Below are 23,016 nucleotides of genomic sequence, written 5' to 3'. Positions count from 1 at the left end.
GGAGAACAGAGATTTAGTGCTCTCGCCCTTGCTGCTCCCGGTAATCGCGCGGCGACATTCCCTTCGTGCGAAGAAAGGAGCGGGAGAACGTGGGATAGGAAGAGAAACCGGATTCGTAGGCGATCTGCGAGATCGGCAAATCCGAGGAAATGAGCAGGCTGCAAGCGTGTCGGATCCGAAGCTCATGAAGGAAATCGATGAAATGGATGCCGAATTCGCTTCCGAACTGCGTGCTGAGTTGTGTCGGATGTATATGAAACTGCTCGGACAATGATGTCAGCGATAACGGTTCAAGATAATGGTCGTAAACGTACTGGACAATAGGCCAGATGCTCTTGGAATTTTTTGGGTGTTGCCTTTCAATTCGCTTTCCGTCTGGCTTGTCGCTGCCTCGAACGAACAGTGCCAATGCTTCGAGAAGCAACGCTCGCAGCATGATCGGCTTCCAGGCTTTCGACGATTCGTATTCCCGGTACAACCGTTCCCATAGCAGCAGCCCTTCCTCGAAATCGTGGCCCTCCAATCGGATATGCGTTGATCTGGGATTGTCGCTGCCAATTAGAAGCTCGTACACGCCCCAGGCCGATTCCGGGCCCGCAGTAAGCAGCTTCATATCGAAATTACAAATATACATCTGCAGCGTCTCGCCTGGCGTGGCATCATATTCGTGAATCTGGTAAGGCAGCAGAAGAACGACTGTGCCGGGCTGCAAGTTATGCTCGGTACCGTTGATGCGTTCCTTGCCCGTCCCTTCAAGCACGAATGATAATTCGATAAAGTCGTGGCGATGTGACGGGACCGAGGTGTACTTCTTTTTTTTCATATAAAAAGGAAAGTCTGTTTCGACATTCGGGTATTCGAACAAGTACTGCGGGTACATGGCACCTTTGGCTCCCTTCCGTTTTAGCTTCATTATAATTGAGTCGGTTTCATAAAGAAATGAGAGTTTTAATAAAAAAATGAGAAACGCATCACCATGCCTGGCGCTACAATACAATCATCACGATTCACAACAAGCGCTATGGCGCCAAGGGAGGAAATAGGAGTATGACGATTAACAACGAAACTATAAACAATGAAAAACGATCTACGTTTCGCGGTATTTTTACGGCGCTGCTGACACCGATGCATGAGGATGGCGCAATCGATTTTGAATCTTTGGCAAATCTAGTGGAGCATCAAATTAGTCAGGGCATTCATGGATTTTATGTGGGGGGAAGCACTGGAGAAGGATTTATTTTGACTAGCGGTGAGCGGGAACAAATATTGGAGACGGTGGTTAGGGCTGCTGCTGGGCGGGTTACAATTATTGCGCACGTAGGTTGCATCAGCACGCTGGAATCGATCAGACTTGCCAAACACGCGGAAAAGCAAGGCGTCGACGCAGTATCGGCTGTCGTTCCGTTCTACTACAAGGTGACGATGAAAGAAATCCGAGAGCATTACGAGGCCATTATGGCTGCGGTCCCGCTCCCGATGATCGTCTACCATTTCCCAGGAGCGACAGGGGTCAGCTTGTCCATGGACTTCTACGAGCAGATGAGCCGTAATCCGCAATGCATCGGAGTGAAATTCACGTCGCTGAATTTGTTTGAGATGCAGCAGATTCGGGCAAGATGCGGCAGTGAATTCCTGATTTTCAATGGACATGACGAGATCTATTCGGGAGGCGCTTATGCAGGGGCAGACGGTGCCATTGGCAGCACGTTCAACATGATGCCCGGCTTGTTCGCACAGATGTATAAGCTGATAGCGGCAGAAGAGCGGCCTCATATGCCAACGCTGCTGGCGATGCAATCCGAAGCCAACGAGGTGATCGCGCATATGATTCAGTTCGATGTTATCCCCTATGAGAAATATATGCTTTACTTGCAGGGCGTTATCTCATCGTGGGCCGTCCGCCAGCCGCTTAAACGGTTTACCGTAAAAGAATGTGAACAAATCAGAGTATTCTACGTTGAGAGTAACGTGCTGTGTCGTCACCGAAGCAATACGGGCATCGGACATTAGGAGGAGTCTGCGATGATTATCGATACGATCCGACATAGGCAGGATCACCAATTTCAATACGGTGAGGCCGTATGTCGTGCACTCGAATACGTCATAAATATGAACACGGCCGATATGCGTTCTACGGTTGAATTTGAAGGGAAGAACATGTACGTCATGAAGCAGAAACCGATGACAAAGCTGTTTGAGGAACAGCTTGCCGAGGCACATGCCTGTTATGCCGACATCCATTTCGTATTGGAAGGGGAAGAATGGCAAGGCTTCGCATCTACCTCCGATCTGAACCAAACGGTTGAAGACAAACTGGAGCAGAGCGACTACATCCTGTTCGAACATGTTGAGAACGAAGGACGTATCCGGCTTCTACCAGGCGATTTCACCGTCTATTGGCCTGGCGAAATTCATCGACCTAATTGTCATCCGACAGGGAGCGTGCATTTAGTCAAGCTCGTTGTTAAGATTCACCGCGATTTGCTTTAAAACTGGCGACATTTTAAACCTTGGCGGTGAACACCGCAAAATAGAGGCGAAGGATTTGAGCTTGATTCAAATCGACCATATCTGTAAGCGATATGGGATGGGCGGCTGGTGCATTAGAATGAAATAGAAAAAAATTGCGCAAAGCAGGGCCTTACGAGAAATCGTAAGGCCTTTTTTTATTTAATTATTAAAATGTGCTTACATTTAACTCGGTCTCCTCCTAAAAGTACAACTTTTAAAATTCAGATCGCAGGGGCAGCTGACGAAAGTACCTGAAATCTAACGAAAAGTCCTAGATTATAGTATTAATTCGTAAGCCAGTCCCTTAAGATAGAGAGAATGTGAACCTTTTCATTCGATCCGTCAAGGAGGGATTGGTTTCTATTTTTTAGACTACATACAATAAGATGATCGAGAGATCATGGAAGGAGGCCCTGCCTTCGTAGTGAAGCAATGGATGAAGGGAATAGGATTTGCGGTCATGTTCGTGGTCGTTGTCGGTTGTACAATGCTAGATGACGAGCCTCCTACAGGTGAAAATATAGCCCGTCATACGGAGCTTCCGAAAACAACCGCAAGTGCTTACTTACTATATGGATATGTATAAGAAAAATAAACTGGCGATGGAAGCAGGAGCACCATCCTGAGAGGATATGCGATGAAATCATTACACTTATTATGCAATGCGCATCTAGATCCCGTTTGGCAATGGGAATGGGAAGAGGGGGCAGCAGCGGCGGTTTCGACCTTCCGTGCAGCAGCTGAATTCTGCGAAGAGTATGGCGGCTTCGTATTTAACCATAATGAGGCTCATCTTTATTTGTGGATTGAAGAGTATGAACCTGAACTGTTTGTTCGCATACAGGGGCTCGTTAAGCAGGGGAAATGGCATATCATGGGTGGCTGGTATTTGCAGCCGGATTGCAACATGCCTTCTGGCGAATCGTTCGTTAGACAGATGCTGAGCGGAAGGATGTATTTCGAGGAGCAATTCGGTGCACGGCCCACAACGGCAATTAATTTCGATTCTTTTGGACATAGTAAAGGGCTCGTTCAAATTATGCAGCAGGCTGGCTATGATTCTTATGTGTTCATGCGTCCAGATTCATTTCCCGAGCTTCCAGGACAGGATTTTATCTGGGAAGGCTTTAATGGTTCCAAACTAGCTGCCCATAAGGTGAAAGATGGCTACAACACCTTGCTGGGTAAATCAGTAGAGAAAATCAAGCAGCATATGGAGCAGCTAGGGGATCAACCTGTTGGTCTTGTTCTATGGGGTGTCGGTAATCATGGCGGGGGCCCTTCTCGGGAAGATTTGGGTCACATTGCGGAGTTGATGAAAGCGGATACGGGCTTTGATATTCGGCATTCCACGCCGGAAGCGTACTTTAAGGAACTCCTTGCGAAGGTTGAATTACCTAACTTTGACGGCGATTTGAATCCCCGATTTGTTGGGTGCTACACATCGATGATCCGTATTAAACAGAAGCATCGCAAGCTGGAAAGTGAATTATTTATGACGGAAAAAATGTTGTCGGCAGCCGTGCTAAATCGTTTACTTGCTTATCCGCATAAGGAGATGCACGAAGCTTTACGCGATCTGATGACCGCACAATTCCATGACATCTTACCCGGTACATCCGTACAGCCAGCGGAAGAAGCTTCTATTCGAACGCTGGATCATGGATTGGAAATTGTCGCACGGATGAAAGCTAGAGCTTTCTTCGCTTTAGCGAAGGGGCAGCCGAAGGCACAGCTCAAGGAATATCCGATTCTTGTGTTTAATCCGCATCCATTCCCAATCGAGACGACAGTAGAATGTGAATTTATGCTGGAAGATCAGAACTGGAACGAGGAATTCTCGCTCCCTGTGGTTTACCGAGGCGGACAGCAGGTGCCTTCACAGCCAGAGAAAGAGCTGAGTAACTTGAACTTGGATTGGCGGAAACGCACCGTGTTCAAAGCAGTACTAGAGCCGATGACCATGAACCGATTTGATTGTCGATTGGAAATGATTCCGGAGCGTCCAGCGGTTGCGCTTCTGCCAGAGGGCGGCAATTGGATTTTCCGTTCTGAGCGACTGGATGTCATCATCAACGGTTCGACAGGTCTCATCGATTCGTATCGAGTGGATGGCGTCTCTTACTTGAAGCCATCTGCATGCAAGCCGATCGTCGTGACTGATAATGAAGATCCATGGCGGATGGACGTGAATCGTTTTGACAGTGTAGAAGGGGAATTCGAGCTGATGAACCCTCGTAGCGGAACAACGTTCAGCGGCGTTAAGCAAGGTGAGTTAGCCTCTGTTCGTGTGGTCGAGGATGGTCCGGTTCGCACCGTCATCGAGGCGTTGCTCAGCTATGGCGATTCCGTCATCTGCCAAACCTATAAGCTTCCAAAGCAAGGAACGGAAGTTGAAATTCATGTGCGTGTGTATTGGAACGAGAAGGATAAAATGTTGAAATGGTCCGTACCTACCTTATTGGAGGAAGCGGCGTATGTGGGGCAGACGGCTTACGGCATCAGTGAATTAAAGAGGAATGGCGATGAGGTTGTTGCCCAACGCTGGGTAGCTGCGCAGGAACAATCTGCGAATGATCACACCGCTAGTGCTGTGACGTTAATTAACGATTCCGTCTATGGTTCCGATTATCAAGCGGGTGAGATTCGCTTGTCCTTGCTCCGCGGCGCAGGATATTGTGCCCACCCGATTGGGGAACGACCGATCTTACCTCAGGATCGATTCCTCCCTCGCATGGACCAAGGAGAACGTGAGTTCTCGTTTTGGTTGAACGCGGGTGCAGCAGAGAATCGCTTCGCTGTAATCGAGACGGAAGCGCTGGTCCATCATGAAAAGCCATATGCGCTTTCATTCTTCCCATCCGGCGAAGGCACGCAGCCGCAATGCCCATTCCAGCTTGAAGCTTCAAGCGTTCAATTGACTGCCTTCAAGAGAGCTGAGAATGGAGATGGTTATATTTTGCGCTTATTTGAATCCTCAGGTAAAGGTGAAACGGCCAAATTGTATTTCCCGGAAAATAATTTGCATAAGGAAATCAAGTTGAATGGCTTCGAAATTGTTACGCTACGGTATCGTAAAGAAACAGGAGAAGTTGTGCAAGAGTCATTAATGGAAGGTTATTAAGGTTGATTCCAATTATTGCGATCTATCCATTTATGCAAAGATACTTTATTGACGGTATTATGATGGGATCTGTAAAAGTGTAGGTTAACCATGCGAGCCCTAGAGTTGGATCTAGGAGCTCGTATTTTTTTATCGCAGAATAGAAAAAGTGATAGACGTATGTTATAAAATAACATATTATTATGTTATAAATTAACTTTTAAATGTTATTTTAAAACAATGAAAAGGGTGGGAGACATGTCCGTTCAACCAAGATTAAATCGCATGTTTAGTGAGCAGGGGAAATGCTTTGATGTAGCTATCGATCATGGCTTCTTTAATGAGGCTCAGTTTCTAACCGGAATCGAAAATATGAAGGAAGCTGTTGAAACCATCGTTCATGCGAGTCCGAACTGTATTCAACTTAGCATAGGTCAAGCCAAGCATTTGCAAGCCATCCCAGGCAGTCATAAACCAGGACTTGTGCTTCGTACAGATGTTGCCAATATTTATGGGAATGTGCTTCCTGCGTTTCTTTTCAGCGAACTGATTGACAAAGCGATTGAGCAAGCAGTCCGGATGGATGCTGTAGCTGTATGTGTGAACCTGTTGCAATTGCCGAATCAGCCCCAGCTTCATTATCAATGTGTGAAAAATGTATCACATCTTAAAACAGCATGTGAAAAATTCGGCATGCCGCTGATGGTGGAGCCTTTAGTTATGCTTGCAAACGAGGAAAAAGGCGGCTATATCGTCGATGGCGATATCAACAAAATAATGCCGCTTGTTAGGCAAGCTGTTGAACTTGGGGCAGATGTCATTAAAGCAGACCCATCTGAGCATGTAGAAGAGTATCATCGTGTCATTGGGATTGCTTCTGGCGTTCCTGTCCTTGTCCGCGGGGGAGGCCGAGCAAGCGATGAAGAGATCATGAGCCGCACGGTGGAGCTGATGAAGCAAGGCGCATCGGGTATTGTGTACGGCCGCAATGTCATTCAGCATCCGAATCCTGCTGGCATGACCAAAGCTTTAATGTCCATTGTTCATCACGGGGCTTCGGAAGACCAGGCGCTTGCGTTACTGCGTAAATAACTTAACATACCAGAAGGAGGTCATCTCATTTTGACTAGGACAATTATTCGGTTTGGTGTTATCGGCTGCGGCTTGATGGGCAAAGAATTTGCAAGTAGCGCCGCAAGATGGTGCCATCTTACCGAGATCGATAGTGAACCCCGAATCATAGCGGTTTGTGATGCCAACTCTGCAGCGACACAGTGGTTCAAGGACAGCGTATCAAGTGTGGAAGCTACCTATACGGATTATAGGGAGATGCTTGCGAACCCCCATATTGACGCGATTTACTGTGCGGTTCCCCACAACCTGCATGCTCAAATCTATATCGATATCATTGAAGCAGGGAAACATTTGCTAGGTGAAAAGCCATTCGGTATCGATCAGGCAGCCAATACCTTGATATTGGAAGCTATTTCACGCAATCCCCATGTCATCGTTCGTTGCTCATCAGAATTCCCATTTTTCCCAGGCGTTCAACAAATGGTTCAGTGGGTAGAAGAGAATAAATTCGGGAAGATCATTGAGGTTGAGGCTGGATTCTGGCATTCAAGTGACTTAGATCCGACGAAACCAATCAATTGGAAAAGGCGTATCGCTACGAATGGCGAATATGGTTGTATGGGCGATCTGGGGATGCACGTTCTTCATTTGCCTCTGCGTTTTGGTTGGAAACCGAAATCCGTAAGAGCTTTGCTGTCCAAAATTGTACCAGAACGTCCCGATGGCAAAGGGGAGATAGTTCCATGCGAAACGTGGGATAATGCCATATTGGCCTGTGAGGTAGATACGGGAGGGCAACAATTTCCGATGGTCCTATCGACCAAGCGTATTGCCCCAGGACATGCTAATACGTGGTTCATCCGAATCATGGGCACGGAATTCTCTGCGGAATTTACAACCAAGAACCCAAAGCAAGTGAGTTCATTGCCTTACAACCCTGGCGGGGTACAGTCTTGGCATCAAACAGATGCTCCTTATAAGTCGGCGTACAGCACCATTACAGGAGCAATCTTTGAGTTCGGCTTCTCGGATTCGATCTTGCAGATGTGGGCTGCATTCTGTGATGAATTAGCACACCCTAAAGAGATGGCGCAGCCTTTTTATTGCGCCACGCCAGAAGAAGCCGCAGCCAGTCATCAGGTGTTTACAGCTGCGTTAGAATCCAATCGAACCGGTCAAACCATAGCGCTACATTGGGAGGAATAAATGTGAGCGGCAAAGCGGAAGTCATCGTGGCAGGGCATATTTGCTTGGATATTATTCCAACGATTGATGAGAAACAATCGAGCTTGGCTGCCCTGCTATCACCTGGGAAGCTTGTGAATATCGGGCCTGCCGTCATTTCAACGGGAGGTGCAGTTTCAAATACCGGACTTGCGCTTCACCGACTGGGAAGCAAGGTGAAATTAATGGGGAAGATAGGTGCGGACCCCTTCGGTGAAGCCATACTTACCCTGCTGAGGCAGCAGGATCCTTCCTTAGTGGAGGGGATGATTGTATCGCCGGAGGCTAATAGTTCCTATTCCATCGTCATTAGTCCACCGAATATGGATCGGATGTTTCTGCACTCGACGGGAGCTAATGATACGTATGCGGCTTCTGATTTGAATCAGGAACAATTGCAAGGAGCAAAGCTGTTTCATTTTGGTTATCCACCTCTCATGAAGAACATGTTCGAGAATGAGGGGGCAGAGCTTGTATCCTTATTGAAGAAAGTCAAAGCGAGTGGCTTGACGGTTTCTCTTGATATGGCCAAACCTGACCCAGAATCAACTGCTGGAAGGGGGAATTGGCGAGAAATTCTGACGCAAGCTCTTCCTTATGTCGATGTTTTTTTACCAAGCTTCGAAGAAATTGTTTATATGCTCGACCGAGAGCGTTACGACCTCATGGAAAAAACGGCTCCAGATGGCGACCTGTTGTCTTATGCTGATGGCGTATTATTAGCTCAACTATCCGCTGAGCTCATCCAAATGGGGGTGGCGATTGTAGTCATTAAACTGGGGGAGCATGGGTTATATGTACGAACAACCTCAGATGAGAAGAAATTTGCACGGATGGGGCTAAGTTTACCCCAGCAGAATCAATTCGATGATTGGCTAAACTGCGAATACATTTCCTCTTGTTATGAAGTCGATGTTGTAGGTACAACAGGGGCAGGAGATTGCACAATTGCAGGTTTCCTATTTGGACTGACAAGGGGGCTATCTCTAAAGGAGTCACTGCAGAGCGCTGTTGGCGTAGGAGCTTGCAATGTGGAACAGGCGGATGCGACCAGTGGCATACCCGAGTGGACAGCGGTCCAAGACCGAATGAACAAAGGATGGAAGAAACGGGCGACGAAGTTGAAGCTGGTCAATTGGCATTTGCATGATGATCAGATCTGGATAGGACCTTATCATAAGTCTTCGAAAGAGAGCGTGAGAAGCGAATGAAGCGAAGTGAGATTAAGCAAGCTCAGCAGCTGGCTGAACATATGTTGACATCATCAGGCATTCATTTAACTCAGGAAGAGATTGCACGAATTGAAGTTGCAGACTTTGGACTGGGACAGCTTGAGGTACAAGGGCTGGAGCTCATTACTTATATCAATACCGACCGTTATTGTGCAAAAGACTTAGTTCTTTTTCCACGACAAACTTGTCCCGAGCACCTTCATCCTAGAATCGCGAACGAACCTGGTAAAATGGAAACTTTTCGCTGCCGTGCAGGGGTCGTCTATTTATATGTGGAGGGGGAGCCTACACCAGAGATAGCGGCTATTTTACCTTCAGGAAGTGAGGATTCCTATACTGTCATGAATGAAATCGTCCTCCATCCGGGCGAGCAATATACCATTGAACCTGGGATTAAACATTGGTTTCAAGCTGGCGTTGAAGGGGCCATCATTTCCGAATTTTCAAGTACGAGTCGGGATGAGTTGGATATCTTTACAGATCTGCGCATTCAACGAATGCCGATTATTCATGAAGATGCGTAGGTAGAATCCTATGAACCTATATGGAAAAGCATGGTCGCGTCGAGACATGGAGGCGAGAGTGGGCAAGATAGATCAAATAGCGGGAATCAAACGCTTCGTTGCCGTTGAAGGCAAAGAAGCAGGTGTGGCGTATATTCAGGTGCGGACAGGTGCAGGCTTAAGTTATAACGTGGTCCCATCCAAAGGTTTAGATATCTCCTTGGCGGAATATCATGGTGTGCCGATTAGCTGGCAATCACCGAATGGGGATGCCCATCCTTCATACTATGAGGCGGAAGGCAATCAATGGCTCCGGACTGCATCTGGCGGGTTACTCATGACATGTGGGCTCATGCAAGTAGGGGCTAGCTGTGAGGATCAGGGTGAGCGTCTTGGACTTCATGGACGGTATCATCATACACCAGCAGAACAAGTATGTGCACGAAGCACTTGGCAGGAAGATGAGATGGATCTGTGTATTTCAGGAACCATTAACGAAACCTCTATTTTCGGTGGAAGACTTCAATTAGCTAGAGAAATCAACAGTCGTGTTGGTGACAATACAATACTAATTAAAGACGAAGTTCGTAACATGGGTTTTGAGCCCTGTCCGCATATGATTATGTACCATTTTAACTTTGGTTTCCCGCTGCTGATGGAAGAGACACGTATTCAATTTTATAGTGATCAGGTGAGTCCGCGTGATCAAGATACTTCTATCCATGCCTATGGTGAGTGGCAGGCTCCTGATGCTGCTTATCAAGAACGTGTTTATTATCATGAGTCTGCCAATAAGCCATTGGTGCGAATTAGCAATCCTTGTTTTCCATTAAATGGGGGAACAGGGACGGTTCAAGCCTCTCTTCAATGGTCTTCGCAAACGCTGCCTAATCTCGTTCAATGGAAAATGCCTGGTAGTGGGACACATGTGCTTGGTATCGAGCCTGCTAATTGTCATGTAGGAGGTCGTAAAGAAGAGCGTGAGCGAGGGACTTTGGTATATCTGGAGCCAGGTGAAACGGTAAAATATGAAATCAGGTTGAACCTCAGTTAAATGATTGGGATAATAAGGTGAATAGAAACATTGACGGGGGTTCTTCATGATAACAAATCAAATAAATGGTCGGCAGCAACAAATCTTAGATCGGATGGCACTCGATGGTGAGATTCGAATTGCTGAATTGAAAGAAATGTTTAATGTCACAGAAATGACGATACGTCGTGATATAGAAAAGCTTGAGACCATGGGACTGCTTAGACGAACTTTTGGAGGAGCTATCCTGATAGGCAAGGATATTGCCCTGCAAGATCGCACAGGCGTCATGATGGAAGAAAAAATGAAAATGGGCCTCCGCGCAGCACAGCTCATTAATGAAGGGGAATCTATCTTTCTGGATGGAGGTTCAACGACACTTCAAGTAGCCAAGTATCTAACACCGAATATGCCGATCACTGTGGTTACCAATGCATTAAATATTGCAGCCGAGCTGCAAGGCAAGCAGATTCCGACCATTGTCGTGGGAGGCATGCTGCTGGATAAAACATCGACACTCGTTGGCCCAGTCGCTGCCGTAGCAATTGCCAAAATGGCGTTTGACCGCGTATTTATTGGAACAACGGGTCTCACCTCTAAGCATGGATTCAGTAATTCTAATATGCACGAGGCTGAAATCAAAAGGCTTGTTATCGAACAAGCGTCTGAAATAAACGTAATAATGGATCACACGAAGTATGGCGTTCGGGATCTGTTTTCATTTGCTGAGATAGGTGCGGTGCATCGAGTTATTTCAGACAAGTACCCAGAAGGTGAACTTCATGCGACTTTAAAAGAAAGCGGAGTTCAATTGCTTGTTTGTTCGGATGCATGATCATCAGATAGCGATGCTGGCGAAGCGGTTTGTACGTTTTTAGGGATGGCGGTTGTTGGAGAGTGTTTAGAATAAGAATGAAATAAGGCCAGGACTCCTTGGGCAATTGGGGTTCCGGCTTATTTTAATTGGATAATAGTATCAGAGGAGGCATTTCAAGGTTCTATCTGGACGGAAGATACCCCTCACGGTAAAATAAAGAAATTACCAAATAGGGGGAGGGCATCCGGTGAAACGATCCATCTATATCCGATTGTTGTTTCATTTGACAATTGCTGTTGTTCTGATTACATGTCTTGTTGGAGCTCTCGTATACCGGTACACGACAGCTATGTTGAAGGAGGAGGTTATCGGTGCCAATAATGAATTGTTATTGCAAACGAGCAAAATTGTCGATCAGTCGCTTGGCGAAGTCCAACAAATTGCTACGACGCTTGCTTTGAACAGTGACGTGCAAAAATCAGTTTGGCTCCCGTGGAATTTGGAAGAAGAATATCGGTTTCTGAAAAATACAGGAGCGTTGTTCGATGAACGGATCAATTCGTCCAACTACGTACACTCCATATATTTATATAGTTCCGTCAACCGGAAGCTAATATCGAGCTCGGGCATTACCGACATGGCTGACTTTTCGTATCGATCGGTATTAGATCGTTTTGTAGAAGGTCCGAACACCTCGGCCTGGTTAGCGGCAAGCATGTTGACGACAGGTGGCGATCGGGACAACGTCATTAGCTTTTTAATTACTGTACCGTTCAATAGCGTAGAAAAGAAGGGCGTCTTGCTGATTAATCTCAAGGAGGACGTGCTCTACAATGCGGTAGTCAATACGAACAACCGGAAGCTTGGCAATGTCGCGGTTCTCAATAGCAACGGCGAAGTGCTGTCCTACAAAGATAAAAGCATGCTGCTCGAACAGTTCAAGCAGGCAGACATCAAGCGAATTAGCGAGCATAAAGAAGGATATTTCGTGGAAACAATCGGCGGTAAAAAGATGTTCGTATCGTTTCTGAGCTCGTCGTTTACCAACTGGATATACATTACGTTGAACCCGCACGGAGAGTTATTTAAACGTTCCAACGAAGTGATTCGGATTACACTGCTTATCTCAGTAATCAGCTTGGCAGCGGGAGTGTTGCTGATGGTAGTCGTCTCGAGACGGCATTACCAGCCGGTCCGGAACATGGTGCAAGCTCTCATCTCTTACATGGAGAAGCCGCTGCCGAAGGCGAAGTACGGGGATGAGTTCGGATTTATCCGCGAGTCGATCGATCGGCTGCATCACGAGAACGAGGAGTTCAAGACAAGGTTTCGCGGACAGGAGCTTATTTTGAAGGATCATTTACTTCTAAATCTGTTATCAGGCAAAACAGCCGACGAGGATGAAATGATTGGGCAATTGAACTATTATCACCTCAATCTAGAGCCGCACGGTTTTCTGGTGATGGCCATGCGGGTCCATTTGAATGGTCCTATGCTCAGGTCTCCTGACGAGCAGGTTCGTAACCTGATTCATTTCCAGATCCGCACCATTTGTGAGGATGCCATCGGTCTCTATGGTAAAGGAGCTTACATCAGCAGGTTTCATAAGCACGATGTCATCATTCTCAACACGGGACATTGGGATTCGGCTAACCCAGCAATCGACAAGGCGAAGGAACTCGCTTTCCGGATCAAGAACGAGGTGACCTCGAAACTCGAAGGCGTCTCCGTTACATTCGGAATAGGCGGTAATTACGAGCTTATAACGGAAATACCACTTTCCTACAACGAAGCAACCGAAGCACTTCTGCACGAAAGGATTGCCGGGATTGGAAGCATCTTGTCGATTCACGATCTAGATGTCAACCGTGCTAATCGGAACCAGTTTATCGCGTACCGTCAGCAAGTAGACAAACTTGTCGGCGATCTGAAATCTGGCCATTTAGATAAAGTGAAAGAAACGAAGGACAGCATCATCAACCAGCTCGAACATGACGGCCATTTCGGCCTCTCCTACAAAAACATGATATTGCTCCACTTGCTGAACGCTCTCGTGACAGTACGGGTAGAGCTTGCCATATCCGGAGAAGAAACGGTCGAGCAAGTAAACCGATGGCACCATGAATTCGCTAAGCTTCAAAATTTAGAAGAAATCACGGTTTGGCTGGACCGTATCCTGACTATTATCGCAGGCGACATAGAGCATAGGCGTGACAATAAAAACGCAGAAGTGATCGCTAAATTGGCGGCTTATATTCGTGAACACTACCGAGAGCCTCTCGGTCTTCAACTGCTGGCCGACATGGCATACATGAACAGCCAATATTTATCGAAGCTGTTTAAGGAAATGACGGGATCGACGTTTATCGATTATTTGACAGAGACGCGCTTCCGTGAAGCATGCCGGCTATTGAAAGAGACGGACCGTAATATTAACGATATCGCCGAAGCGACGGGGTTCGGACAAAAGCAAAATTTAATTCGCACATTCAAAAAAATGACAGGTTTGACGCCAACAGAGTACCGGAATGGGGACGTACTGGACCGTCTTGAGAGCCTAAATACGAACGAATGAATCTAATCCGATGAATTGACACCTAACGAAAATGACATTATGAAACCGTTATCAACAATTGAATCTTGAGGACACCTCCCCCTCCACTTTATGCTGAAAGTGCTTACATGACCTACAGATAACAAGCATAAAGAAAGGGGGAATTTTGTCCATGGCTGTTCCATCGACCACGTCGGGGCCGAAACTCAATATACGGAGACGATTGTTGTGGAAACGCATCGCATCCAACCGCTATATTTATTTGATGCTTTTGCCTGCGATTGTTTATTACGGTGTCTTCCATTATTACCCGATGTATGGAGCTCTAATTGCGTTTAAGCAATTCAGTATTACGAAAGGGATTATTGGGAGTCCATGGGTAGGGTTTAAGCACTTCGAAACGTTGTTCGCGCTCGACAAGTTTTGGCAAGTGTTTTGGAACACAATCGTCATCAGCTTATACAGGCTTGTTTTCGGTTTTCCGTTGCCTTTGTTTGTGGCGGTATTAATGAATGAAGTTCGCAAGATTGCATTCAAGCGCACGGTACAAACGGTTATTTACTTGCCTCACTTCATTTCCTGGGTCATCCTCGGTGGGCTGTTGATTAATCTGCTATCGACCGACAGCGGTGTCGTCAACAACGCGATTCGCTCGTTTGGCGGAGAGCCGGTAGGCTTCCTGACCGATGAAAGCTATTTCCGCAGCACACTCGTCTGGTCGATGATCTGGAAGGAGTTCGGTTGGAGCACAATCATCTATATGGCTGCTCTCGCTGGAGTCAATCCGCAGTTGTATGAGGCTGCGGTAATGGATGGGGCCAACCGGTGGAGGCGTATCTGGCATATTACGTTGCCGTGTATTCGCAGCACGATCATCATTTTATTGATTTTGAGGATTGGCCATCTGATGGAGGCGGGTTTCGAACAGATTTTCGTGTTGTACCATCCTGGTGTCTATCAAACATCCGATATTATCGACACCTATGTGTACAGGATCGGGTTGACCGAAGGACGGTTTAGCCTGGCCGCAGCAGTCGGCTTGTTCAAATCGGCAATTAACTTCTTGCTGCTTATTATCGCGAATCGGCTGGCCCGTATGATGGGTGAGCAAGGTGTTTACTAAAAAGGCAAAGGAGGAATGCAGCATGGTTCGCGGCAGTTTCGGCGGAAAGCTATTCGACGCAGCGAATGTTATATTTCTGGTGTTGATCACGCTGTTGACGCTGTACCCATTCTGGGACTCGCTCATCGTCTCGATCACGCCCATTCAAGAAAGTCTGTCATCAAGCATTCATCTCTATCCACAATCGATTACATTCGAAGCCTACACCTATATTCTCGGTTTGAAGCAGTTGTGGGTTTCGTACAAAGTGAGTGTGATCGTTACTGTACTCGGAACATTGATTAGCATGATAGCGACCCTATTGGCCGCTTACGCACTCTCCAAGAAGCAGTTGCCAGGCGGACGTATCATCATGTTCGCGATCGTATTCACGATGATGTTCGGCGGGGGCATCATTCCGAACTATCTGGTAGTCAAACAGCTCGGAATCATCAATTCGATGTGGGCAATGATGATTCCCGCAGCGATTCAGACGTATAATTTGATTCTCATGCGCAGTTTCTTCTCATCCGTTCCGGAAAGCTTGGAAGAGTCTGCGCGCATCGACGGCTGCAATGATTTCGGTATATTGCTGCGAATTATCGTCCCGCTGTCAATGCCAGCCATCGCTACCATATCCTTGTTTTATGCGGTATCGAAATGGAACGAATTTTTCACAGCGGTCATGTATGTGACGGATAAGGAAATATGGCCGCTCCAGTTATTTTTGCGGTCCATGCTCATTGATAACGAGGCCGCCTTTCAATCTGGAGGTGACAGCCCGTTTCTGCTCGGTCAATCGATCAAGATGGCAACGATCATGATTTCCACCATTCCAGTCATGCTCATATACCCGTTCTTTCAGAGGTATTTCGTGCAAGGGGTTACGCTTGGAGCGGTTAAGGAATGACGGTTCGTATTAGAAGAGGAGGACAAACGATGCTAAAAAATAATAAATGGCTTGCACTTGCACTTTCCGGGGTGCTGGCGGTATCTGTAGCAGGATGCGGAAACTCCGAAAATGAGTCTGGGGCAGGTGCCACCGGAACGAATAAGGAAGTCAAAAAGGTCAAAATCGTATTTCTCACCCCAGGCGACGGTGCTGCCAAGGCAATCAATCCGGGAGACCGGGTTATTGCCGAAATCAACAATAAACTCGGTATCGATTTGGAAGTCAAGCTCGTGCCGGAGAACGGCTTTGAGAAGATCAACGTTGCTATGGCGACCGGGGACTTGCCGGATATCGTGACCATTAATTATCCGTCCCCATCATTAAACCAATGGATCTCGGAAGGCTTACTCGTACCGTTAAACGACTATTTGCCCGTAATGCCGACCGTCAAGGAGAAGCTCGAGAAGCAATTATCTTGGACCGCCGTTAACGGTAAATATTACGGGTACCCCTTCATCGAGGAGCGCTCGAACACTACGGTTGCCTATCGCGCGGACTGGCTTGAAACACTCGGATTGAAGGTGCCGCAGACGCTGGACGAATTATATACGGTGCTCAAAGAAATCGCGACGAAAGATCCCGACAAGAATGGAAAGGCCGATACGTACGGATTGACAGGCACCAAAAGCACTGGATTCAACGGGTCGTTCCATTTCGTCCTGTACGGTTATGGTTTGCCTCATGGCGATTGGGTTCTGGACAGCACAGGCAAGGTCGCTCCCATATTCGAGCATCCCTCTTTCAAGCAAGGCGTTCAATATTTGCGTAAGTTGTGGGAAGAGAAGCTGATTGACCCGGAATTTCTGCTGAACGATACACAGCAGCGGGAGCAAAAGTTTTTTCAAAGCAAGGTCGGATTCATGGGCACACCGCTGTTTCGTCACGTGAACCGTCTCGAAACGAGCCTGCAAAAAGTGAATCCGCAAGGCAAGCTTGGATTCATGGCACCGCCGGCCGGACCGGATGGCAAAAGAGGGATGGCGAGTGCGCCGAAGGGCGGCCTGTTCACAGCGGTTACGAAAAATTCCAAAGATCCGCAAAAAGCGGCTAAATTAATCGAATTCATGCTGTCTAAGGAAGGCCGAAGCTTGCTAGAGCTTGGAATCGAAGGCGTTCATTACACGAAAGCAGGCGACAAAATTACGTACAATGAAGAAGAACGGGCCAAAGACGGCTTTGCCACTAACGGCTGGTCGCATCCACTCGCTTGGGGCAGCGTCGTATGGCCGCTTACGGAAAATTATTTGCCGCAGACCGAGCCTCAGGCCGACCGAGCGAAGCAATCCGTAGACATCGCCACAAAAAACCTGGTCCCGAACCTCGTGAATGTGACGACCGCTGAGGAAGTGGAGATGGGCAGCGTGTTGGGGGAATTGTTGAATCAATATTATCTCGACATGATTGTTGGCAAGAAGGAAATTGACGCTGGTTTGGCCGAGTTATCTAAAAAATGGCGTGACCAAGGCGGCAACAAAGTGCTAGAAGCGGTTAACAAGGCGTACTTGGCGCAGCAGAAGAAGTAAGGAAAGGGTGTTGATAAGATGCTTCCATCTGTACAAAAGCAGCCGAACATAGTTTTCATATTGAGTGACGATCAAGGCGCTTGGGCGCTCGGCTGTGCTGGCAATCGCGAGATCCAGACGCCGAACTTGGACCGTTTGGCGGCAGAAGGGGTGCGGTTCTCGAACTTTTTCTGCACCTCGCCGGTATGTTCGCCTGCGCGCGCTTCGCTGTTGACCGGACGCATGCCGTCGCAACACGGCATACATGATTGGATTCGCGGTGGTAATGTGGGGGATCGACCGATTGAATATTTGAAGGGCCAAACCGCCTATACGGAACTTTTAGCTAATAGCGGTTATACGTGTGGATTGAGCGGGAAATGGCACCTTGGCGACAGTATAAAGCCCCAAAAAGGATTTACACATTGGTATGTGCACCAGCAGGGAGGCAGCGCTTATTATAATGCGCCGATGATTCGCGATGGCGAATTGATCGACGAACCGGGTTACTTGACCGATGTTATCACCGACGATGCCTTGCATTTCCTGGAGTCACAACAAGATGATCAGCCGTTTTACTTGGGTGTGCATTACACGGCGCCGCACAGTCCTTGGATCGACAGCCATCCTCAGGAGTTCGTCGATATGTACGATAATTGCCAGTTCGACACCTGCCCGCAGGAGCCGAAGCATCCCTGGTCGATCCAAACAGCACCTTGGTCCGACGACCAACGGGAAAACTTGAAAGGATACTTTGCTGCCGTGACGGCAATGGACCGCAATGTTGGCCGCATTCTCGACAAGCTCGAGGCGAAGGGTATGCGCGAGCAAACGCTGATCTGCTTCTTGAGCGACAACGGTTTCAACTGCGGTCATCACGGCATATGGGGGAAAGGCAACGGCACGTTCCCGTTCAATATGTTTGATACGTCCGTTAAAGTACCAGCCATCTTCAGCCACCCGAGCCGCATTCCGCAAGGCAGCGTCTGCGACGAACTGGTCAGCGGGTACGATTTTATGCCGACATTGCTGGCGTATGTCGGAGGGATTGAGCATCCAGAAGCGGGGAATCTGCCTGGTCGAAGCTTCCTGCCCCTCTTGCTTGGCGATGAAGGGGCTGGACGAGAGGATGTCGTCATCTATGACGAATACGGTCCGGTTCGCATGATCCGTTCGCGGGAATGGAAATACGTTCACAGGTATCCTTATGGACCGCATGAGTTATATAACTTGGCGGCCGACCCGGACGAACGCAACAATGTGATCGACGCGCCGGAGGCCGAAGAACAGCGACGTTCCATGAAGGAACGGCTGGATACCTGGTTCGTCAGCTATGTTGATCCGAGCCGTGATGGTACGCGGGAAGCGGTGACTGGCTTTGGTCAGCTGGAGCTTGCCGGCCTCGACGGGCAAGGAAAGAAGGCGTATCACGAGTAGCCTCTTTGAGATCTCGGTGCTAATCAAGGTGATATCCCAATGCAGCAAGCGCAGAGCTAATTCCAAGTGATTTTATTGGTGATTTGTTTATGATAAAAACAACGAGAAAAAACAGCCCGTATTTTATTTCGCGGACGTTTTTTCTCGTTATTATTTGTGTAGGATTAAGGAATTACCATACAAAAGCTGACGTGATGATAACCAAAAGAATAAAAAGAACCAAAATAGCTGCTGCGCTTGAACCGTGACCTGCACAACTTCCACCATAACCTACTGCTCCCATGTGTACTCATTCCCCTCTGGTGATTTGTCACTACGGTATAAAATATGTTCGTTAGATAGTAATTGATTGGACGTATGCACCAAATTGAGTTTACATTTACAATATACCCGGAAAAAATAACCGCATCTTCCCCCTATGAATACACACATTATAAACCGGATTCCTAAGCGTACAGGAATCCGGTTTATTTGTGAGTCACAAATGACGATAATAATGGAGTTGACATACTGATCATTCGGCTATTATAGAAATGGATGCGGATGAGGATTGAGTTGACCAGCCTTCAGCGGTTCTTTCGCATATCCAAGCTTCGCCGGCACCCGATACACTCTCTTTAGCCCCGTCAAGCGTTTCAAATGATGTCCGAACGTCATCGGCAACATTCCCGGAATCAGTACTTTTACACAATGCAGCCCGTTTCGCAGCGTTTCCAGCGATGATTGATCCACCACAATCACATCGAGGTTCAATTGGTGAAACACCTCGATCGTGTCCTTCAGATCATCGGTCAGATCCGCATGACTTGCCTTACGCTTGAACTCCTCGTCAAACGTTCTGAGCGGGCGTTGGTCGTTCAACAAAAATTGCAGCCGTTCCTCTGCTTGCGGCAAACCGTAAAGCAGGGCATGATCCTCCATTTGATATACGAGAAATGGATCGTCGAGCATCTGCCTAATATGTTCTTGGCCCTCCTCAAATTTCTCTTGCAAAAAGATCAACCTGCCGGCAAATTCGTGAATGGCGCTTTTCGCAGCTCTTACTGGATCCAGATGAGTTCCCGCCGAACAGATAATATTCATCTTCCCAGGGCTGATGCTTTTCGCGAGTGCCCAAATGCTCGGAATCCCATTCTCCATCGTCATATTAAACAAATGTATATCGTATCCGGCAACAACGCGGAGCCTTTCGAGCATGAGCCGCAGTTCCTGATCGTTAGTGGAATAGGGGTCCAAGCGCGGGATAGGCAACTGCGCATACCAAGTCATCAGGAACGCGTCGCGCTCCACCACTTCCAAAATACCGTGCAAGATGGCTTCCTCCAAGCTCCCGCCTAATGCACACCCGTTAGAGCCTTCCTGAACAAAGGCGGAACCAAATCCCGAGCTGTAATAAGCGAGACTCTCAGGAACAAGGATCGGAGAATTCTGCACTAGCGAATAGCCCCAAATCCAATCGATCGGGATGGCGGGGTCAAACGGTTGGAACGTGCAATCAGACTGGGCGTACTGTTTCTTCGAATATAATCCAACCTTGGAGGGGTCGAGTGCTTGATCCGCAACATGGTTGAAGCTGTCGTAGATTATGGTTCGTTTGCCGCGGGGGGTTATTCCACAGTGCCGCTCCAATCCTTCCAAGATTGCGGTCAATTCGCTTTCAGCATAAGAAAAGCTGCGACCTCCCGTTACCTCATCGCCCATCATAAACGACGGCAGATTGACCCCCACCCCAGCAAACGGCGATTCGAGGTCAAGCATCTTGGCATTAAAAACGCCAGTTCGGTAATCCAAATAGTCTTTGACCAAATGTTGTTTCAGGTCCTCTATCGGACGGCATCGGTAACTGTCTGCGCTTATCTTCGGTCTCGGCTTGAGCGAAATGTTGGCCGCCTCCGATGAATCGTCTGGCAAGCAGCCACACACCGGACAAAGCGGGTCAGGCAGAATAAAATGGAGCGAGCTACTCAGATTATTTAGGTTAACGATATACATATGCTCTTCTGTATGGGCTCGGCTGCCCTGCAGCACTCGCTGCGTCTCGGCAACCAGCAAGTGAGCAACATGCCAAAGTCCTGAGGGCGAAGATCGTACTGCATGTTGTATGTTCCCAGGCGACGCCGTAAAACGCCGGTTATCCGCACATTCCGTGCATCCCGGCACACCCGGACGAATCAAAGGCCCAACTATGCCCTCATCCATTGAAATAAAGCCCCGCAGCCATGGGATGCTAACCTGCTGTAACACCTCTTCAGCCTCTAAGTATCCCGAGGAAGGCCAGTCATCGTGCAGCACCACAACCAATTTCGCTGCTTTCGGTATGTCTGAAGTGAAATCTTTCTGTCGAACGACCTGATAATGGTCCAATAACATTCCGCATACGAAGTCGACCAATAAACCTGTTCCAACAACGGATATGATAGCATTCATGCAGATCACCTCATCTCGCAGCATTAGCCCCCGCTCAAGGATTCCAAAATTGAATCTCATCGCTTCAAGGATTCCGCTAATTTTTCTCCTAATAACAACCTTTCTTTAAGATGACTTCATTTTATAGGAGTGATGACTAATATATGCACGTATTGGACAAGGCGCTTACAATTTTCAGATGTAGGTGAATGACTGTTTTTACACATGGGTGGACAGGTATCCAATCGATCTTACCTAAACAGGAGTACATTGTATAGCAATGTATCTCTGGTGGCAGAAGGAGGTGGACGTTCATGACATCCCAAATTAGGAAAGAGGACGTTCGTAAAATGGTTGGTAAACAAATTATGGCACTGAAAAAAGACGGAACAAGCGTATCTGGCAAATTGGTCAGAATTAGCGGTAACAAATTGATTATAGCTCCACAAAAAGGTGAGAAAGTACAGGTTAAAGCGATCATCCCATTGGTTTTATTTGATCTCTTAGCTATTGGCACTGAACCTTTTGCATTTGGTGGTTTTGGCGGAGGCTTTGGCGGCTTCGGCGGCTTCGGTGGTCCAGGATTCTGGTGGTAAGTTGAAATAAGGGGCTGCACCGAAAGATTTATTTCGGCGCAGCCCATTTTTATTGAAGTATTATATGATTAAGTATAAGAATAAGGGTGATCTTTATTATGATAAGAACAAAGAAAAAAAACGGCCCGTATATTATTTCGCGGCCGTTTTTTCTTGTTGTTATTGTGTAGGATTAAGGAATTACCATACAAAAGCTGACGTGATGATAACCAAAAGAATAAAAAGAACCAAAATAGCTGCTGCGCTTGAACCGTGACCTGCACAACTTCCACCATAACCTACTGCTCCCATGTTTACTCATTCCTCTCTGGTGATTTTTCACTACGGTATAAAATATGTTCGTTTTATAGTCATTGATTGGACGCACGAACCAATTTGTGTGTAGGAATTTCCGCCAACTGAGAATTTCACACAAAAAAACGGTCTTATCGCGAAGTAGATGCGAATACAGACCGTTTTTTTCGTTTTATAAATGAGGGTGACGATTAAGTTGACTGTGCTGGGTGGCAATATCAATATATGGTCAAGTGGATGGTTCCGCACTAGGTTGATACCCATATTTCGTGATTACTTACCTTCTAACCTGTCGTGAAATCTACAACGTCATCCACTTTTTTCTCTTATTTATCGTGTTTTAACAAATTCGATCGATAACGAGCAAAAAAAGCCGGATGTGATTATAGACGGTAACTCCAAAACTGGCTACGATAAACGTAACGACCTCATCGGCATTTGGGAGGAGCACATGCCAATGAAGGCAGCAGCGAAATCAAAATACTTCCATAAGATGATCATCTTCTCGATCTTCCTCATTTCATTCCCCATCGTCCTTATAGAGCAACTTGGATTAAATTGTGCTAATCGTAATTATTCTCAAATCGTATTTTGTGCACTGAGTGTAAACAATTTCAAATGTTTGATATCGCTTTCACTTTGCTAAAAATTTCATAGTTAGCCTGCAAAGCAAGTT

General features: G+C 47.2%; 20 protein-coding genes. 16 read left to right on the top strand and 4 right to left on the bottom strand.

Features of this window, described 5'->3' with window-relative positions; genetic code table 11:
• Positions 1–13: 13 nt before the first annotated feature.
• Positions 14–880, bottom strand: coding sequence for an AraC family transcriptional regulator (locus AB4114_RS04860; protein ID WP_441987401.1), 867 nt, complete (start codon positions 878–880; stop codon positions 14–16).
• 167 nt (positions 881–1,047) lie between these two features.
• On the opposite strand from AB4114_RS04860, the gene AB4114_RS04855 reads away from it, so the two are divergent.
• The 15 genes from AB4114_RS04855 to AB4114_RS04785 all read left to right on the top strand — a co-directional run bounded on the left by AB4114_RS04855 (position 1,048) and on the right by AB4114_RS04785 (position 19,044).
• Positions 1,048–2,010: an N-acetylneuraminate lyase gene (locus AB4114_RS04855; RefSeq protein ID WP_441987400.1), complete on the top strand. Its 963-nt coding sequence runs from the start codon at positions 1,048–1,050 to the stop codon at positions 2,008–2,010.
• A gap of 12 nt (positions 2,011–2,022) precedes the next feature.
• Complete coding sequence (locus tag AB4114_RS04850) at positions 2,023–2,490, top strand: YhcH/YjgK/YiaL family protein (protein ID WP_441987399.1); 468 nt, start codon at positions 2,023–2,025, stop codon at positions 2,488–2,490.
• Positions 2,491–2,935: 445 nt separating this feature from the next.
• Positions 2,936–3,097, top strand: coding sequence for a hypothetical protein (locus AB4114_RS04845; protein WP_441987398.1), 162 nt, complete (start codon positions 2,936–2,938; stop codon positions 3,095–3,097).
• A gap of 51 nt (positions 3,098–3,148) precedes the next feature.
• A complete protein-coding gene (locus AB4114_RS04840) occupies positions 3,149–5,635 on the top strand; it encodes a glycoside hydrolase family 38 C-terminal domain-containing protein (RefSeq protein WP_441987397.1) in 2,487 nt (828 codons plus the stop codon).
• 237 nt (positions 5,636–5,872) lie between these two features.
• On the top strand, positions 5,873–6,706 hold the full coding sequence (locus AB4114_RS04835; protein ID WP_441987396.1) for a class I fructose-bisphosphate aldolase: 834 nt from the start codon (positions 5,873–5,875) through the stop codon (positions 6,704–6,706).
• A 30-nt stretch (positions 6,707–6,736) separates the two neighbouring features.
• A complete protein-coding gene (locus tag AB4114_RS04830; protein WP_441987395.1) occupies positions 6,737–7,894 on the top strand; it encodes a Gfo/Idh/MocA family protein in 1,158 nt (385 codons plus the stop codon).
• A gap of 2 nt (positions 7,895–7,896) precedes the next feature.
• Complete coding sequence (locus tag AB4114_RS04825; protein WP_441987394.1) at positions 7,897–9,123, top strand: carbohydrate kinase family protein; 1,227 nt, start codon at positions 7,897–7,899, stop codon at positions 9,121–9,123.
• Positions 9,120–9,668 (top strand): D-lyxose/D-mannose family sugar isomerase, encoded by a 549-nt coding sequence (locus tag AB4114_RS04820; RefSeq protein ID WP_441987393.1) that lies wholly within the window; start codon positions 9,120–9,122, stop codon positions 9,666–9,668. Before AB4114_RS04825 ends, AB4114_RS04820 begins: the two co-directional genes overlap by 4 nt.
• A 58-nt stretch (positions 9,669–9,726) precedes the next feature.
• Positions 9,727–10,701 (top strand): aldose 1-epimerase family protein, encoded by a 975-nt coding sequence (locus tag AB4114_RS04815; protein WP_441987392.1) that lies wholly within the window; start codon positions 9,727–9,729, stop codon positions 10,699–10,701.
• Positions 10,702–10,747: 46 nt separating this feature from the next.
• Complete coding sequence (locus AB4114_RS04810) at positions 10,748–11,515, top strand: DeoR/GlpR family DNA-binding transcription regulator (RefSeq protein ID WP_441987391.1); 768 nt, start codon at positions 10,748–10,750, stop codon at positions 11,513–11,515.
• Positions 11,516–11,744: 229 nt separating this feature from the next.
• Positions 11,745–14,072 carry a helix-turn-helix domain-containing protein gene (locus tag AB4114_RS04805; protein ID WP_441987390.1) on the top strand — a complete coding sequence of 776 codons (2,328 nt, stop codon included), beginning with the start codon at positions 11,745–11,747 and terminating at the stop codon, positions 14,070–14,072.
• A 151-nt stretch (positions 14,073–14,223) separates the two neighbouring features.
• Positions 14,224–15,174 carry an ABC transporter permease gene (locus tag AB4114_RS04800; protein ID WP_441987389.1) on the top strand — a complete coding sequence of 317 codons (951 nt, stop codon included), beginning with the start codon at positions 14,224–14,226 and terminating at the stop codon, positions 15,172–15,174.
• 22 nt (positions 15,175–15,196) lie between these two features.
• Entirely contained in the window at positions 15,197–16,063 is an 867-nt protein-coding gene (locus AB4114_RS04795; protein ID WP_441987388.1) for a carbohydrate ABC transporter permease, read from the top strand.
• 29 nt (positions 16,064–16,092) lie between these two features.
• Entirely contained in the window at positions 16,093–17,628 is a 1,536-nt protein-coding gene (locus tag AB4114_RS04790; protein ID WP_441987387.1) for an extracellular solute-binding protein, read from the top strand.
• Between the two features lie 18 nt (positions 17,629–17,646).
• Complete coding sequence (locus AB4114_RS04785) at positions 17,647–19,044, top strand: sulfatase-like hydrolase/transferase (RefSeq protein WP_441987386.1); 1,398 nt, start codon at positions 17,647–17,649, stop codon at positions 19,042–19,044.
• Positions 19,045–19,216: 172 nt separating this feature from the next.
• Here AB4114_RS04785 and AB4114_RS04780 read toward each other — a convergent pair whose 3' ends face one another.
• A complete protein-coding gene (locus AB4114_RS04780) occupies positions 19,217–19,327 on the bottom strand; it encodes a YjcZ family sporulation protein (protein ID WP_171628410.1) in 111 nt (36 codons plus the stop codon).
• Positions 19,328–19,569: 242 nt separating this feature from the next.
• The gene (locus tag AB4114_RS04775) at positions 19,570–21,471 is read right to left on the bottom strand and encodes a TOMM precursor leader peptide-binding protein (RefSeq protein WP_441987385.1); all 1,902 of its coding nucleotides are present in this window, start codon (positions 21,469–21,471) and stop codon (positions 19,570–19,572) included.
• Between the two features lie 293 nt (positions 21,472–21,764).
• On the opposite strand from AB4114_RS04775, the gene AB4114_RS04770 reads away from it, so the two are divergent.
• Positions 21,765–22,046 carry a hypothetical protein gene (locus tag AB4114_RS04770; protein WP_441987384.1) on the top strand — a complete coding sequence of 94 codons (282 nt, stop codon included), beginning with the start codon at positions 21,765–21,767 and terminating at the stop codon, positions 22,044–22,046.
• Between the two features lie 180 nt (positions 22,047–22,226).
• Here AB4114_RS04770 and AB4114_RS04765 read toward each other — a convergent pair whose 3' ends face one another.
• Complete coding sequence (locus AB4114_RS04765; RefSeq protein ID WP_171628410.1) at positions 22,227–22,337, bottom strand: YjcZ family sporulation protein; 111 nt, start codon at positions 22,335–22,337, stop codon at positions 22,227–22,229.
• Between the last annotated feature and the right edge of the window lie 679 nt (positions 22,338–23,016).

Origin of the sequence: Paenibacillus sp. 2RAB27 (assembly GCF_052115445.1) — a bacterium.
In the GTDB taxonomy this organism is placed as follows: Bacteria; Bacillota; Bacilli; order Paenibacillales; family NBRC-103111; genus Paenibacillus_E.
The sequence above is the reverse complement of the archived record's forward strand: the minus strand, read 5'-3'. Positions and strand labels throughout refer to the sequence as shown.